Origin of the sequence: Duganella aquatilis, assembly GCF_009674565.1 — a bacterium.
Taxonomy (GTDB): domain Bacteria; phylum Pseudomonadota; class Gammaproteobacteria; order Burkholderiales; family Burkholderiaceae_D; genus Rugamonas; species Rugamonas aquatilis.
In genome coordinates this window covers 191,099-205,449 of sequence record NZ_WKJL01000003.1, presented here as the reverse complement: position 1 = coordinate 205,449, position 14,351 = coordinate 191,099, and the positions used below count along the sequence as shown (strand labels likewise).

Annotated in this window: 16 protein-coding genes; 15 read left to right on the top strand and 1 reads right to left on the bottom strand. The window is 62.7% G+C overall.

Features of this window, described 5'->3' with window-relative positions; genetic code table 11:
• The first annotated feature begins 108 nt into the window (after positions 1–108).
• From GJ698_RS07065 to GJ698_RS06995, 15 genes are all read left to right on the top strand, one after another.
• Entirely contained in the window at positions 109–1,815 is a 1,707-nt protein-coding gene (locus tag GJ698_RS07065; RefSeq protein WP_154356903.1) for a GspE/PulE family protein, read from the top strand.
• Positions 1,816–1,819: 4 nt separating this feature from the next.
• The gene (locus GJ698_RS07060) at positions 1,820–3,046 is read left to right on the top strand and encodes a type II secretion system F family protein (RefSeq protein WP_371865168.1); all 1,227 of its coding nucleotides are present in this window, start codon (positions 1,820–1,822) and stop codon (positions 3,044–3,046) included.
• A 31-nt stretch (positions 3,047–3,077) separates the two neighbouring features.
• Positions 3,078–3,575 carry a type II secretion system protein gene (locus tag GJ698_RS07055; protein ID WP_154356902.1) on the top strand — a complete coding sequence of 166 codons (498 nt, stop codon included), beginning with the start codon at positions 3,078–3,080 and terminating at the stop codon, positions 3,573–3,575.
• A 39-nt stretch (positions 3,576–3,614) separates the two neighbouring features.
• A complete protein-coding gene (locus tag GJ698_RS31145) occupies positions 3,615–4,151 on the top strand; it encodes a type II secretion system protein (protein ID WP_154356901.1) in 537 nt (178 codons plus the stop codon).
• The gene (locus tag GJ698_RS07045) at positions 4,151–4,768 is read left to right on the top strand and encodes a pilus assembly FimT family protein (RefSeq protein WP_154356900.1); all 618 of its coding nucleotides are present in this window, start codon (positions 4,151–4,153) and stop codon (positions 4,766–4,768) included. The genes GJ698_RS31145 and GJ698_RS07045 overlap by 1 nt, the downstream gene beginning before the upstream one ends.
• Positions 4,746–5,375: a type II secretion system protein gene (locus GJ698_RS07040; protein WP_154356899.1), complete on the top strand. Its 630-nt coding sequence runs from the start codon at positions 4,746–4,748 to the stop codon at positions 5,373–5,375. Before GJ698_RS07045 ends, GJ698_RS07040 begins: the two co-directional genes overlap by 23 nt.
• Complete coding sequence (locus GJ698_RS07035; RefSeq protein WP_154356898.1) at positions 5,372–6,283, top strand: PulJ/GspJ family protein; 912 nt, start codon at positions 5,372–5,374, stop codon at positions 6,281–6,283. Before GJ698_RS07040 ends, GJ698_RS07035 begins: the two co-directional genes overlap by 4 nt.
• On the top strand, positions 6,280–6,795 hold the full coding sequence (locus tag GJ698_RS07030) for a pilus assembly PilX family protein (RefSeq protein WP_154356897.1): 516 nt from the start codon (positions 6,280–6,282) through the stop codon (positions 6,793–6,795). Before GJ698_RS07035 ends, GJ698_RS07030 begins: the two co-directional genes overlap by 4 nt.
• A 205-nt stretch (positions 6,796–7,000) precedes the next feature.
• Positions 7,001–7,855, top strand: coding sequence for an agglutinin biogenesis protein MshI (locus GJ698_RS07025; RefSeq protein ID WP_371865167.1), 855 nt, complete (start codon positions 7,001–7,003; stop codon positions 7,853–7,855).
• Positions 7,852–8,514 carry a hypothetical protein gene (locus GJ698_RS07020; RefSeq protein WP_371865166.1) on the top strand — a complete coding sequence of 221 codons (663 nt, stop codon included), beginning with the start codon at positions 7,852–7,854 and terminating at the stop codon, positions 8,512–8,514. Before GJ698_RS07025 ends, GJ698_RS07020 begins: the two co-directional genes overlap by 4 nt.
• Entirely contained in the window at positions 8,511–9,218 is a 708-nt protein-coding gene (locus tag GJ698_RS07015; RefSeq protein WP_154356895.1) for a type II secretion system protein GspM, read from the top strand. The genes GJ698_RS07020 and GJ698_RS07015 overlap by 4 nt, the downstream gene beginning before the upstream one ends.
• Positions 9,203–9,553, top strand: a complete 351-nt coding sequence (locus tag GJ698_RS07010) for an MSHA biogenesis protein MshK (protein ID WP_154356894.1) — start codon at positions 9,203–9,205, stop codon at positions 9,551–9,553. The genes GJ698_RS07015 and GJ698_RS07010 overlap by 16 nt, the downstream gene beginning before the upstream one ends.
• Before the next feature lie 15 nt (positions 9,554–9,568).
• A complete protein-coding gene (gene mshL / locus GJ698_RS07005) occupies positions 9,569–11,329 on the top strand; it encodes a pilus (MSHA type) biogenesis protein MshL (RefSeq protein ID WP_154356893.1) in 1,761 nt (586 codons plus the stop codon).
• 2 nt (positions 11,330–11,331) lie between these two features.
• Positions 11,332–12,225, top strand: a complete 894-nt coding sequence (locus tag GJ698_RS07000; RefSeq protein ID WP_154356892.1) for an ExeA family protein — start codon at positions 11,332–11,334, stop codon at positions 12,223–12,225.
• Positions 12,222–13,346 carry a tetratricopeptide repeat protein gene (locus GJ698_RS06995; protein WP_229259867.1) on the top strand — a complete coding sequence of 375 codons (1,125 nt, stop codon included), beginning with the start codon at positions 12,222–12,224 and terminating at the stop codon, positions 13,344–13,346. Before GJ698_RS07000 ends, GJ698_RS06995 begins: the two co-directional genes overlap by 4 nt.
• 21 nt (positions 13,347–13,367) lie before the next feature.
• Here the strand turns inward: GJ698_RS06995 and GJ698_RS06990 are convergent, their stop codons facing one another.
• Positions 13,368–14,339 (bottom strand): HD-GYP domain-containing protein, encoded by a 972-nt coding sequence (locus tag GJ698_RS06990; RefSeq protein ID WP_154356891.1) that lies wholly within the window; start codon positions 14,337–14,339, stop codon positions 13,368–13,370.
• Positions 14,340–14,351 lie beyond the last annotated feature (12 nt).

Below are 14,351 nucleotides of genomic sequence, written 5' to 3'. Positions count from 1 at the left end.
GCAACACTATCGCGCTTCCGTCTGCAGAAAGCGACACCTTAGCTCGCTCCGCACGGCCATCTGTCATAGAATGGCCGCAAGTTTTGGTGACAATTGACAAGGAGCGCTATGTCCAGACCAGAAAAAGTGCGGTTGGGTGAAATTCTGGTGCAGCAAAAGCTGCTCTCCGAGGAGCAACTGGGCCTGGCGCTGGCCGATCAGAAGCGCAGCGGACGCAAGCTGGGGCGCGTCTTTGTCGAAAATGGCTATGTTACCGAGGAACAGATTGCCGGCGCGCTGGCGCGCCAGCTGAACATCCCGTATCTGAACCTGAAGTTCTTCAACATCAATCCCGAGATCGTGCGGCTGCTGCCGGAAACCCAGGCGCGCCGCTTCCGCGCGCTGGTGCTGGAAGACCGGCGCGGCTCGCTGCTGGTCGGCATGTCCGACCCGACCGACCTGTTTGCCTACGACGAGATCGCCCGCATCGTGCGCCAGGACATCGAGCTGGCGGTGGTCAACGAGACCGAGGTGGTGGCGGCGATCGACCGCATCTACCGCCGCACCGAGGATATTTCCGACCTGGCGCGCGAGCTGGAGCAGGATCTGGGCGACGTGTCGGTCGACTTCGGCGCGCTGGCGGCGGCCAATCCCAACCTTGAGGAAGCGCCGGTGGTCAAGCTGCTGCAATCGGTGTTTGACGACGCGGCGCAGGTGCGCGCTTCCGACATCCACATCGAGCCGCAGGAAGGCCGGCTGCAGATCCGCTTCCGCATCGACGGCGTGCTGCACCTGCAAACCGAGTCCGATATCAAGATCGCGCCGTCGCTGGCCTTGCGCCTGAAGCTGATGTCGGACCTGGATATCTCGGAAAAGCGCTTGCCGCAGGACGGCCGCTTTGCCGTCCGCGTGAAGAACCAGCGCATCGACGTCCGTATCTCGACCATGCCGACCCAGTACGGCGAATCGGTGGTGATGCGTCTACTGAACCAGAGCGGCACGCAGCTGAAGCTGGACGCGATCGGTATGCCGCGCGGCCTGCTGGAGAAGTTCCGCGCCATCGTCCAGCGGCCGAACGGGCTGGTGCTGGTGACCGGGCCGACCGGCTCCGGCAAGACCACCACGCTGTATTGCGCGCTGTCCGAGCTGAACTCGGTCGAGAAAAAGCTGATTACCGTGGAAGATCCGGTCGAGTACCGGCTGGCCGGCATCAACCAGGTGCAGGTCAACGACAAGATCGACCTCAACTTCGCCCGCGTGCTGCGCTCGGCGCTGCGGCAAGACCCGGACATCGTGCTGGTCGGCGAGATGCGCGACCAGGAAACCGCCGCCATCGGCCTGCGCGCCGCCATGACCGGTCACCTGGTGCTGTCGACGCTGCACACCAACGACGCCGTCAGCACGCCGCTGCGGCTGATGGACATGGGCGTGCCGCGCTACATGGTCGGCAGCTCGCTGCAGGCGGTGCTGGCGCAGCGCCTGGTGAGGGTGATCTGCGAAAGCTGCACCACGCCGTACGAGCCGACGCCGACCGAGCGCGAATGGCTGAGTCTGGAACTGAACGACAAGGTCGACAAGGCGCGCTACTTCCACGGCAAGGGCTGCTCGCACTGCAACGGCATGGGCTATCGCGGCCGCACCGGCGTCTACGAATTGCTGGAAATGACGCGCGCGGTGGTGGACGCGGCCAACGATCCCGATCCGTCCCACTTCCTGAAGGTGGCGCAGCAGCAGATGGCCGGCGAAACGCTGCGCCGGCACGCGGTGCAGCTGGTGGTGCAGGGCCGCACCACGGTGTCGGAAGCGATGCGCATCAGCAACCAGGTCGAGGACTAAGACCGTGCCTTTCTTCGCATACAAAGGCCGCAACGCGCGCGGCGAGCTGATGCAAGGCGTGCTGGAGGCGATCGACAGCGGCGCCGTTGCCGACCAGCTGTTCAATACCGGCGTGACGCCGATCGAGATCGTTGTCACCAACAAGAAGGTGGCCGGCGGCGACAACTGGTGGGCCAAGCTGCTGGAAAAAAAGGTCACGTCGATGGACGTGCAGCTGTTCAGCCGCCAGATGTATACGCTGCTCAAGTCCGGCGTGCCGATCATGCGCGGGCTGGCGGGCTTGCAGGAATCGGCGGTCAGCAAATCGTTCGGCAAGGTCATCAAGGATCTGCGCGAGTCGCTGGATGCGGGCCGCGAGCTGTCGGCCGCCATGCGCCGCCATCCGGACGTGTTCACGCCGTTTTACCTGTCGATGGTGCGCGTGGGCGAGATGACCGGGCGGCTGGAGGAAGTGTTCCTGCGATTGTTCGACCACCTGGAGTTCGACCGCGACATGCGCGAGCGGGTCAAGACCGCGCTGCGCTATCCGAGCTTCGTGGTGTTTGCCATGATCGCCGCCATGGTGGTGGTCAACATCTTCGTGATCCCGGCCTTTGTCGGCGTGTTCTCCAAGTTTAACGCCGAGCTGCCGCTGATGACGCGGATATTAATAGGCACCTCCAACTTCTCGGTGCGCTACTGGCCGGTGTTTGCGGTGGGGCTGGTGGCCGCGGTGTGGGGCTTCCGCGCCTGGGTGGCGACGCCCAAGGGCCTGTACCAGTGGGACAAGTTCAAGCTGAAAATCCCGGTGGCCGGAAAAATCATCCTGAAAGCGACGCTGGCGCGGTTTGCGCGCAGCTTCTCGCTGTCCAGCCGCAGCGGCGTGCCGATCGTGCAGGCGCTGTCGGTGGTGGCGCAGACAGTCGACAACGCCTACCTGACCGCGCGCGTGGAGCAGATGCGCGACGGCGTCGAGCGCGGCGAAAGCATCCTGCGCACGGCCACCGCCGCCAGCGTGTTCACGCCCATCGTGCTGCAAATGATCGCGGTGGGCGAGGAGAGCGGTTCCATCGACGAGCTGATGGACGAAATCGCCCAGATGTACGAGCGCGAAGTCGATTACGAGCTGAAAACCCTGTCGGCGCAGATCGAACCGATCCTGATTGTGTTCCTGGGCATCATGGTATTGGTGCTGGCGCTGGGCATCTTCCTGCCGATCTGGGATCTGGGCAAGGCCGCCTTGCATCATTGAGTGTGAAATCGTGATCTTATCGGCAATATTTGTGACTGCCAAACAACGGGGCGCGAGCTTGCTGGAGTTCGCCGTTTCCGTAATTGTGGTAGGCATTTTGCTGGGTTTTCTGCTGCAACGGGTCTGGTATTACCAGGGCGAAGCCGAACAGGCGGCGGTGCAGATGACGGTGGCAAATGTGCGGACCGCCTTAGAAATTAAGGTGGCGCAAGCAAAATTGCCCGGGCGCAGCGAGGATTTAACGTTTTTGGCCGAAGAAAATCCGCTGGATTTGCTAAATGTTAAGCCGGTCAATTACGCCGGCGCCTTGTTCAGCCCCTCCGACAAGGACATCGGCGCGGGCAATTGGTGCTTCGACCGTACTAATAAAAGTCTGATTTATTTGTTAAATTTCGGAAATTCTTTTCGAGATGCTGAAACGAAACGTTTGAAATTCAAGGTAAAATTGTTTCGCTTGCCCCATAGCCCCGCCAAGCCGTCAGGCGCACCTGAGTTAGTAGGTGTGGCCTTTGAGCAAGTGAAGGACTAGCGCAATCCGCGCAAATTTTTCGACGATTTGGAGAGAGTAATGAACAAGCAAGCCAGCATCGCATCCCGTCAACGCGCCCAAGGCGGTTTCACGCTGATCGAGCTGATCGTAGTGATCGTGATCCTCGGCATCCTGGCGGCGACCGCGTTGCCGAAGTTTGCCAACCTGGGCGGCGACGCCCGCATCGCCGCGCTGAACGCGGCGCGCGGCGCACTCAATACAACGTCATCCATGATGCACGGCCAGTTCCTGATGAACGCCGCTGGTCCGTTCACCAATGAGGGCATCACGATCACCAACGTCAATGGTTATCCTGGCGCCGATCAGAACACCACTCTCGCGTCTGGTATTGGCAATCTCGCCAACAACGCTGATTATCTGGTGACGGTGGGAAGTGCCGCGAACAATAGCGCGACCAACAATCGTCCGGCTGTCAACGTTGGCAGCCTGCTGGTGCAGCCTATTTCGGTCGCCAACAATCCGCAAGGCCTGACCTGCTATCTGATGTACACACAGGCGGCTAATACGACGACGCCGCCTACGGTGAACGTGGTTACTACCAACAACTGCAACTAATGTTAGCCGGCGGCGTGGCCAGCCGCCAGCGGGCGGACGGCTTCACGATTGTTGAGCTGGTGACGGTGATTGCGGTGATCGGCATATTGGGCGCCATCGGCATGTCCCGGTTTTTCGATAACACTGTATTCGAGAATCAGGCTTACGCCGACCAGGCCCGCAGCCTGATACGCTACGCGCAGAAGTTGGCCGTTGCGCAGAACCGCATGATTTTTGTCCGCTCGGACGGCAACAGCTTTGCCGTCTGTTCCGATGCGGCCTGTAGCGCCAATGGCATCATCGCCGCACCCGGCGGCAATAACAACGGCAGCGCCGCCACCAAGCTCAACTGCTTGCAGGGCAATGTCTACGCCGCGCAGTGGATGTGCGTCGGCCGCCCTTCCAGTGTGGTTGTCAGTGCCGGAAGCACACGTCCTGAATTGGCCGCTGGAGGTTTCTTCTCCTTCGATGCGATGGGGCGTCCCTATAATCGGGACGGTACGGCGATGACGGCGACGCTCCCGAACGCATCGGTGGTGAACGTACCTGCCATGACGCTGACCTTTACCAGTGGCGGCAATACCGCTCGCCTTGCCATCTGGCCGGATACTGGATATGTGCAAAGTGTTGCGCAATAAAATCGCCCTTCAGCGGGGCTTAACCATCGTCGAACTGGTGATCTTCATCGTCATCGTCGGCATTGCCGCGGCCGTGCTCATGCAGGTGATGAATTTGGCGAACAAAAGCAGTACCGATCCTGCGCGCCGCAAGCAGGCGCTGCTCATTGCGGAAGCGTACATGGAAGAAGTCCAGCAAGCGCAGTTCACTGCCTGTGATCCATCCGATGCCAATGCCGCGACCATTACCGATCCCAATCAATGCGCTGTCAGGGAGCGCTTTGGCCCGGAGCCGGGTAATGTCCGGCCATTCGACAACATCAATGATTACGTTCCGCAAAATTATGTGCCAGGAAATGCTGTGCGCGCGTTTGCCGTGACCGATTCGTCCGGCAATCTGGTCGATGCAGATGTTTCCGGCAACCCCTTGGGCGCCGGCACGGTGGGCGGCAATTTGAGCGGCATCACCACTACTCTGGCACTTAATCCGGTTATTTCGTTGGGCGGTGTCAGCTCCACCCTCAACAACATGACCGTGATGCAGATTACCATCACCACCACTTACGGTCCGGGCCAGTCTGTCACGTTGGACGGCTATCGCACCCGCTATGCGCCGGAGGTCCGATGAAATTCTCTGTCGCCAGCCGCGCGCGCGGATTCACGCTGGTGGAAGCGATTGTCGTGATGGTGCTGACGGCCGTCCTGGCGGGCATGATGGTGGTATTCATCCGCAAGCCCGTGCAAAGCTACGCGGATGCCGCAAACCGCGCCGAATTGACTGATGTGGCTGAAGTCGCCTTACGCCGCATGGCGCGCGAGATCCATGGGGCTGTGCCGAACAGCATACGGCTGACCATTGTCGGTGGTGCGACTTTCCTGGAGTTCATCCCCAGCAAGGCCGGTGCGCGCTACCTGGCGGAGGACGATGGTGCTATTTCTACGGCGCAGGATCCGCATCCGCCGCTGAGTTTCACTGATCCGACTGCGCGTCAATTCGAGGTGGTGGGCCCGATGCCGCCAGCGCCTTACGCGATTGCCGTCAACGACATCATTATCCTTAACAACTTTGGCACCGGCTTTGCCGATGCGGATGCTTATGCGCAGAACGCCAATAATCGCGCCGTTGTAACAGCCCTTAATGGCAAGTTCATTACTTTGGCCGCCAACCCGTTCGCCGGACATGTCAACCCGTTGCCGGGCAAGCGCTTCATTGTTGCGGGTTCGCCCGTTACTTTCGCGTGCGTGAGTGATGCCACCACCGGCAGGCAGCGATTGGTGCGTTATTCGGAATATGATTTCCAGGCCAATCAAGTCGATCCTGCCACGGTTGTCCTGCCTTCTCCACGTCAGGTGAAAATGACGCTAATGGCCAGCAATGTGTCGGGCTGTAACTTTACCGCGACGCCATTGGCTAACCGCCAAACGGCGCTGGTGGGGCTGGCGATTGCGCTGGTACGCGTGAAGCCTGGCGCGGCGGCGAATGATCTGGAGACGTTGACGCTGGCCCAGCAGATTCACGTGGATAACACACCATGAAGCCATCCGTATTCATGCGCCGCAAAAATGCCGGCGTTGCCATCGTGACCGCGATCTTCCTGCTGGTAGTGGTGGCAGGCCTGGCGGTCGCTATCGTCTCGCTGACAACCACCCAGCAGGATGCATCGGCCAAGGATTTGCAGGGGCAGCGCGCTTATCAGGCTGCGCGGGCCGGTATCGAATGGGCCTTGTACATCGGCTTGCAAACGCCGGTCTCAGCACAGCAACCTCCGCCACCGCCGCAGCCGTCGACATCTCTGGTGTGTGACTCGCACAGTAACGTGGCTCTGCCGACCGGCACCACGCTGTCCTCCTTTACTGTGACAGTGCTGATCACCTGCGATAACGTGCGCGTTGGTGGCATTGCTGGCGGCGGCCAGAATGATCCGACTGCTTATCACGTTTTGATTACCTCCTACGCCTGCAATCAACCAGGGGCGAATGGCGAGTGTCCGAATCTGAATTCCTCGGGACCAGACTACGTCCAACGCAGGGTGACGGCACAGCTGTAAGCAGGGTGTGGCGGAATGTGGCTATTTTTGCAGAATGGTTGTTGTTTTGAACATGAATCGATGGGTAAGTTGAATATAATCAAGCATCTAGCGCGTTAACCTCGTGTAGTGAGATATGGGTTTCTTTAAAAGAGCGAAAAAAACCGATGGCTGGCTGACTGTCACTTTCTTGAGGGACGGGATCTGTGCGGGCCGCGTTCAGCGCGTGCGCGACGCCAAGGCCATCGTCGAGGTGGCGGCCTTTTATCCGGCCGACAGCAGCTTTTCGCCCGAGGCGCTGGAGCGCCTGAGCAAGGAGCTGAAAGCCGCCGGCTACTACTGCGGCACCATGCTCGGCGGCGGCGAGTATCAGCTGCTGATGGTCGATGCGCCCAACGTGCCGCAGGACGAACTCAAGACCGCCGTGCGCTGGCGCTTGAAGGATATGCTCGACTTCCATATCGACGACGCCACCATCGACGTGCTGGATATCCCGGTCGATAACGCCGTCGCTTCGCGCGGTCATTCGATGTTTGCCATCGCCGCGCGCAACACGGTGATCCAGTCGCGCCAGACGCTGTTCGGCGAAGCCAAGCTGGACCTGACCGTGATCGACATTCCCGAAATGGCGCAGCGGAATATTTCGGCGCTGCTGGAAACCGACGGCCGCGGCCTGGCCATGCTGTCCTTCGACGCCGATGGCGGCCTGCTGACCATTACCTACAAGGCCGAGCTGTACCTGTCGCGCCGCATCGATGTGACGCTGGAGCAGTTGCTGGAGCGCGATTCGATGCGCCAGCAAATCCATTTCGACAAGATCACGCTGGAGCTGCAACGCTCGCTGGATCACTTCGACCGCCAGTTCTCGTTCGTCAACGTGCTCAAGCTGCTGCTGGCGCCCACCGGCGCCGAGGGCTTGCACGAGCACCTGACCGGCAATCTCTACATGCCGGTGGAGGCGATGGAACTGGGCGATGTATTCGACCTCGGCAAGGTGCCGGAGTTGCAGGACGTCGCGCAGCAGCGGCGTTTCTTCCTGACGCTGGGCGCGGCCCTGCGGCATGAGGAGGTGCGCCTGTGAGCCAGCAGATCAATCTGTTCAATCCGATCTTCCTCAAGCAGAAGAAGATTTTCACCGCCTTGCCGATGGCCGAGGCGCTGGGCGTGATCGTCGCCGGCGCCTTGCTGCTGGACTGGTACGCGGCGCAGCGCGTGGCCGATTTGCAGCGCGAGGCCGATGAAGGCAAGGCCATGCTGGCGGTGCGCGAGCAGCGCCTGGTGAAAGCCAATGCGCAATTCGCGCCGCGCGCCAAGGACGCCAGGCTGGAAGCCGAGCTGGCCGAAGCGCAGGCGGAACTGAAGGCGCTGCACGATGTGTCGTCGGTGCTGCAAGGCGGCGCGCTGGGCAATACGGCCGGCTATGCCGAGTACTTCCGCGCGTTTTCGCGCCAGAACGTCAGCGGCTTGTGGCTGACCGGGGTGACCATCAGCGGCGCTGGCAATGATATCGGCGTGCAGGGCAGGGCCATGCAGGCGACGCTGATTCCGAACTACATCGCGCGCCTGACCGGCGAACGCGTCATGCACGGCAAGAGCTTCGCCAGCCTGGACATCGGCCGGCCGGAAGCCGCCCAGCCGGCGCAGGCGGCGCCGCAAGGCCCGGCACCGGCCGCAGCCGCCACGGCGCCGTTCGTGGAATTCAGCCTGCAATCGACCGCTGCGCAGGAGGCCGCCAAATGAAGCAGACCCTGCAACAACAATGGATCAAGCTGAGCACCAAGCTGGATGCGATGACGCTGCGCGAGCGCGCCATGGTCTTCGCTGCGGTGGTGGCGGCGGTCCTGTTCCTGATCTACACCGTTTCGGCCGAACCGCTGCTGAAAAAACAGGACGCGCTGCGCACGCAGATCAAGCAGCAGCAGAACCAGATCACCGGCATCGACCTGGAAATCGTCGGCAAGGCGCAAGGCTTCAACGCCGATCCCGATGCCGCCACCCGCGCGCAATTGCGCGCCGTGCGCAATCACATCGACGCCACCAGCAGCAGCCTGATGGCGGTGCAAAAAGGGTTGGTCGCGCCGGACAAGATAGCGCCGCTGCTGGAGCATCTGCTGCAAGGCAATGGCCGGCTGAAGCTGCTGTCGATGAAGACATTGCCGGTGGCCGGCCTGAATGAATCGGTGCAACCTGCCGCACCCGCCGCCGCCGCGCCGGCCGACAAGGGTGCAGCGTCCAAGCCACGCGAACTGCTGTACCGCCACGGCGTCGAGATCGTGCTGCAAGGCAGCTACCTGGATATGGTCAACTACATGCAGGCGCTGGAAACCCTGCCGGTGCAGCTGTTCTGGGGCAAAGCCCGTCTGGACGCCGAACAGTATCCGAATTCGCGCCTGACGCTGACCTTGTACACGCTGAGCCTGGATCAGAAATGGATGAAACTATGAACCGCCTGCCGATGCTGTGCGCCGGCCTGTTGCTGTCGGGCGCCGCCGCCGCGCAAACGCTGGCCGATCCGACCCAGCCGCCGCCCGAGTCGCGCCTGCTGCCGGCGACGCAGACCGACGTGCCGGTGTACCAGGGGCCGCGCCTGCAGTCCGTGCTGATCGGCTCGCGCGGACGCGAGGTGGCGGTGATCGACGGCCAGACCGTCCGCAAGGGCGAGAAGTTCCACGGCGCCACGCTGGTCCAGGTCAACAAGAATTCTGTAGTGCTGCAAAACGGCCGGAGCAGGCAGGTCCTGACTCTCTTCCCTGAAGAAGCCAAGAAGGCCGCTCATTAAACGCGAAGAATGTATATGCAAAAAATCCTGACCATCGCCCTCGTGACCACGCTGCTGCTCGGCGGCTGCGGCACGCCGTCGACGCGCGATACCTACGACAAGATCAGCAGCGAAGTGAACGCGGCGGCCGCCAAGCCGGCCGTGGTGACCCAGAGCGACGCCGTGTCGAGCGCCTTGCTGCCGCCGGTGTCGCAGCTGGCCGATCAGTTGCCGAAGGCGCGCGCGGTGCTGGAGGAACGCTTCAATGTGTCGTTCAACAATGTGCCGGTGCAGCAGTTCTATAATTCGATCGTGGCCGGCACGCGCTACAACATGCTGATCAATCCCGAGGTGACCGGCAACATCACCGCCAACCTGAAGGACGTGACCCTGTTCGAGGCGCTGGACGCCGTGCGCGAGCTGTATGGCTACGACTACAAGGTGGAAGGCACGCGCATCTATATCCGTCCGCTGACCATGCAGACCAAGATTTTCAAGGTCAACTACCTGACGGCCAAGCGCAAGGGCGTATCCAGCCTGCGCGTGTCGTCGACCTCGGTGGCGAACGCGGGCACCAGCAATAGCGGCGGCCAGAACAACAACGGCAACAACTCGAACAACAACAATAACAACAATAACAACGATCCGAACAATCCGAACGGCGGCCAGACCCAGCGCGATTCGGCCAACGTCTCTACCACGTCGGAAAGCGATTTCTGGCTGGAGCTGAAGTCGGCGCTGGAAGCGCTGGTGGAAGTCGGCAAGGACAACCGCAGCGTGACCATCAGCCCGCAGTCGGGCGTGATCGTGATCCGCGCCATGCCGGACGAGTTGCGCAATGTGGACATGTACCTGAAAGCCACGCAGCTGTCGGTCGACCGCCAGGTGATTTTGGAAGCCAAGATCCTGGAAGTGGAACTGAACAATAATTACCAGAGCGGCGTGAACTGGTCCGCCTTCGGCAAGTTCGCCAGCGGCGGCAACAACCGCTTCTCGGCCGGCACGCTGCAGCCGGGCACCACGCTGGCGCCGCTGGGCACCGCTTTGAGCAGTGGCGGTCCCGCCGGCATCAACGCCTCGCCGGGCAGCACGCTGGGCGCGTCGGCCGACGCGGTCGGTTCGCTGTTCGGCATGGCCTTCCAGACCAGTAATTTCGCCGCGCTGATTTCCTTCCTCGAAGGGCAGGGCACGGTGCATGTGCTGTCCAGCCCGCGTATCGCCACGCTGAACAACCAGAAGGCGCTGCTGAAAATCGGCACCGATGAATTCTTCGTGACCGGCGTCAGCACCACCACGACCACCAGCGGCACCGGCACCGGCGTGACCACGCCGACCGTGACGCTGCAGCCGTTCTTCTCCGGCGTGGTGCTGGACGTGACGCCGCAGATCGATGAAGACGGCAATATCATCCTGCACGTGCATCCGTCGGTGAGCCAGGTGTCGACCGTGAACAAGGGCTTGAACCTGGGCTCGCTGGGCAACTTCACGCTGCCGCTGGCGGCGTCGTCGACGTCGGAAATGGACAGCATGGTGCGCGGCCAGAACGGGCAGGTGGTGGCCATCGGCGGCCTGATGCGCCAGGCCACGACCACCGATAATTCCGGCGTGCCGGGCGCCAACAAGCTGCCGGTGCTGGGCGCGCTGTTCGGCAGCAAGAGCGAAGTGCTGCAAAAGCGCGAGCTGGTGGTGCTGATCAAGCCGACCATCGTCGAGACCTCGTCGGACTGGAACCAGGATCTGCTCGACAGCGGCCGCCGTCTGAAGGAACTGGACCCCGGCCGCAACAAGGGACGCTAATCATGTACAGCAAACACTTCGGCCTGCGCGAGGCGCCGTTCAGCATCACGCCGGACACCAGCTACTTCTTCACCAGCCCGCATTCGCAGGAGGCGTTGAATACCCTGCTGGTGGCGGCCAAGAGCGGTGAAGGATTCATCAAGATCACCGGCGAGGTCGGCACCGGTAAGACGCTGTTGTGCCGCAAGTTCATCGCGACGATCGGGCCGGAGTTTGTGACGGCGTATATTCCGAATCCGTATCTGGAGCCGCGCACGCTGATGCTGGCCCTGGCCGACGAGCTGGAGGTGACGCTGGAGAAGGATGTCGATCAGCATCAGTTGCTGAAGTCGATTACGCAGCGTCTGATGGATCTGGCGCGCGAGGGCAAGCAGGTGCTGCTGTTGCTGGACGAGGCGCAGGCGATTCCGACCGAGAGTCTGGAGGCGCTGCGGCTGCTGACCAATCTGGAGACGGAAAAGCGCAAGCTGTTGCAGATCGTGCTGTTCGGTCAGCCTGAGCTGAACCAGCATCTGCAGGCGACGGCGATCCGCCAGCTGGCGCAGCGCATCACTTTCCACTATCACCTGGGGCCGCTGACGCGGGATGACATCGAGTATTACGTCGCGCACCGCCTGCGCGTGGCGGGCTACACCGGCGGACGGCTGTTCCATCGGGCAGCGATTTCGCGGCTGTACAAGGCCAGCGGCGGGATTCCGCGCCTGGTGAACATCATGGCCAATAAATCGCTGATGCTGTGCTTCGGCGAAGGCAAGCAGCAGGTGACGCGACGTCATGTGAACCTGGCGGCCAACGACACGGTGACGCCGTCGCGCCGCTTGCGCTGGCCGTGGATGGCCGCAGGTGTAAGCTTGCTGATCGCCGCTTGCGGCCTGACCTGGGCGCTGACCAAATGAGCCTGATTAATAAAATGTTGCAGGATCTGGATGCGCGCGGCGGTGCGGCGGCGGCCGGGGAACAGCCGGAGGTGAAGGCGGTGCCGGCCGTGGAGCGCGATCGTCGTCCGCTGGTGATCGGCGGCGCGGCGCTTGGCGTGGTGCTGCTGGCGGCCGGCGGATGGTTCGGCTGGCAGTACTGGACGTCGCACAGCACGCCGCCAGGTCCGGTGCCGAAGGTGGTCGATAACCGTATTCCGGACCGGCCACGCTTCCAGGAGCCGCCGACTGCCATCAAGCCGATCGCCGCGCCATCGCACGCCAACGCGCCAGTTGCCGCCGAGACCGCCGTTTCGCCGGGCGTCGCGGCCCCAGCCATGCCATTGCACGCCACTGCACCGGCCGAGGATGCCGACACCGCGCCGGTCGCAAGCCGCGCTCCTGCCAAGCCCAAGCGCGCAGCGCATGTTGCGGAAGGCGAGGGCGGCGAAACCAGCGCTGCCGCAGCGCCTGCCCGCAAGCCCGCACGCGCGCCAGCCGCCCCGGCCGACGGCATCGTGCTGCGCGAACTGACGCCCAAGCAGATGTCGGAAAACAGCTACCGCCGTGCACTGGCAGCCTTGCAGGAAGGCCGCGTCAGCGCCGCCATGGCCGACCTGGACAAGGCCGTCGAAATCGATCCGCGCAACGACGCCGCACGCCAGACTTACGTCAGCCTGCTGCTGGAAAATCGCCGCACCGACGACGCCATCCGCCAACTGCGGCTGGCACTCGGCGTCGACGCGCGCCAGCCCGGTCTGGCGATGGTGCTGGCCCGTCTGCAACTGGAAAAAGGCGGCCCGGCACTGGACACGCTGCTGAAGACCCTGCCATATGCGACCAATAACGCCGACTACCAGGCCTTCCTGGCCGGCGTGCTGCAACGCGACCAGCGCCATGCCGAAGCCGCCGAGCACTACCGCGAAGCCCTGGGCCTGGCGCCCGGCAACGCCGTCTGGTGGATGGGATTGGGCATCTCGCTGCAAGCCGACCAGCATCTGCCGGAAGCGCGCGAAGCCTACAAGCAGGCGCGCGCCAGCGCCGGCCTCACGCCGGAACTGAAAAGCTTCGTCGATAAAAAAATCGAACAGCTGTCGCGCTAGGCCCCGGCGCGACTGCGCCGCTTAAAGGCTGGCCTGGGCGCCCCAGATCTGCTTCATGCTGAAGCGGGTCGAGGCCTGGTCTTCGGTCAGACCTTCGGTGATGGTCAGCGGGCCGTCATCGAGGCAGCGCGGCTGCGCCGGCGACAGCATGGCGCCGGCGGCGTCGCGCAGCGTGTGCACCTGCAGGCCGCTGCTGCAACCCTGGCGGCGGCTGATGACGCCGATTTCGCCGCCCCCCAGCCGCACCAGGCAGCCGGGCGGGAAATCGCCCAGCTCGCGGCGGAAACAGTCGGCCAGTTGCGGATCGACCGGCGCCGTCTTGTCCTCGACCAGATTGCGCAGCGCCAGGCTGGGCAGGATGGATTTGCGGTAGTTGCGCGCCGACACCTGCGCGCAGTAGCGGTCGGCAAAACTCAGCAGCTTGGCGTTGAGCGTCACCTCCGGGCTGGCGATGCCGGCCGGGTAGCCGCTGCCTTCATCGTTCTCGTGATGCATCAGCACGCAGGAAATCCAGTCGTCGTCATCGATGCCGACGTCGCGCAGCATGTCGGCGCTTTCCGCCGGGTGGCGGCGCACGATGGCCATTTCCTCGCTGTCGAGCGGCGTGTTCTTGTTCTGGAAGCTTTCGTGATGGCGCAGCATGCCGACGTTCATGGTCAGCGCGGCGGCCGTCACGGTCAGCGTGCTGGCCGGATTCATGCCCATGCTGCGGGCGATCACCACCGTCACCACGGCCGTCTCGATACAGTGCCGCACGGCATAGGTGCCGTTGATCTGGCTGAGGAAGATGCAGGCCAGCGCCACGTCCGGATTGATCTCCACCGCGCGGATCACGTCGCCCGCGATGTCGCGGATTTCGCCCTCGGCGTTATGCTCGTTGCGCAGGTTGTGCAGCAGGCGTTCCAGCCGGCGGTTGCACAGGTTGAGCTGGTGCAGCACCGACGGCGTGGCCTGCGCAAACACCGGCGGCTCTAATTGAGTGCTCTCGGACATTTTTAATCCCGA

Coding starts and splice junctions, on each gene's coding strand:
- GJ698_RS07065 (WP_154356903.1), top strand. CDS start 109: ATGTCCAGACCAGAAAAAGTGCGGTTGGGTGAAATTCTGGTGCAGCAA.
- GJ698_RS31145 (WP_154356901.1), top strand. CDS start 3,615: ATGAACAAGCAAGCCAGCATCGCATCCCGTCAACGCGCCCAAGGCGGT.
- GJ698_RS07045 (WP_154356900.1), top strand. CDS start 4,151: ATGTTAGCCGGCGGCGTGGCCAGCCGCCAGCGGGCGGACGGCTTCACG.
- GJ698_RS07040 (WP_154356899.1), top strand. CDS start 4,746: ATGTGCAAAGTGTTGCGCAATAAAATCGCCCTTCAGCGGGGCTTAACC.
- GJ698_RS07035 (WP_154356898.1), top strand. CDS start 5,372: ATGAAATTCTCTGTCGCCAGCCGCGCGCGCGGATTCACGCTGGTGGAA.
- GJ698_RS07030 (WP_154356897.1), top strand. CDS start 6,280: ATGAAGCCATCCGTATTCATGCGCCGCAAAAATGCCGGCGTTGCCATC.
- GJ698_RS07015 (WP_154356895.1), top strand. CDS start 8,511: ATGAAGCAGACCCTGCAACAACAATGGATCAAGCTGAGCACCAAGCTG.
- GJ698_RS07010 (WP_154356894.1), top strand. CDS start 9,203: ATGGATGAAACTATGAACCGCCTGCCGATGCTGTGCGCCGGCCTGTTG.
- mshL (WP_154356893.1), top strand. CDS start 9,569: ATGCAAAAAATCCTGACCATCGCCCTCGTGACCACGCTGCTGCTCGGC.
- GJ698_RS07000 (WP_154356892.1), top strand. CDS start 11,332: ATGTACAGCAAACACTTCGGCCTGCGCGAGGCGCCGTTCAGCATCACG.
- GJ698_RS06995 (WP_229259867.1), top strand. CDS start 12,222: ATGAGCCTGATTAATAAAATGTTGCAGGATCTGGATGCGCGCGGCGGT.
- GJ698_RS06990 (WP_154356891.1), bottom strand. CDS start 14,339: ATGTCCGAGAGCACTCAATTAGAGCCGCCGGTGTTTGCGCAGGCCACG.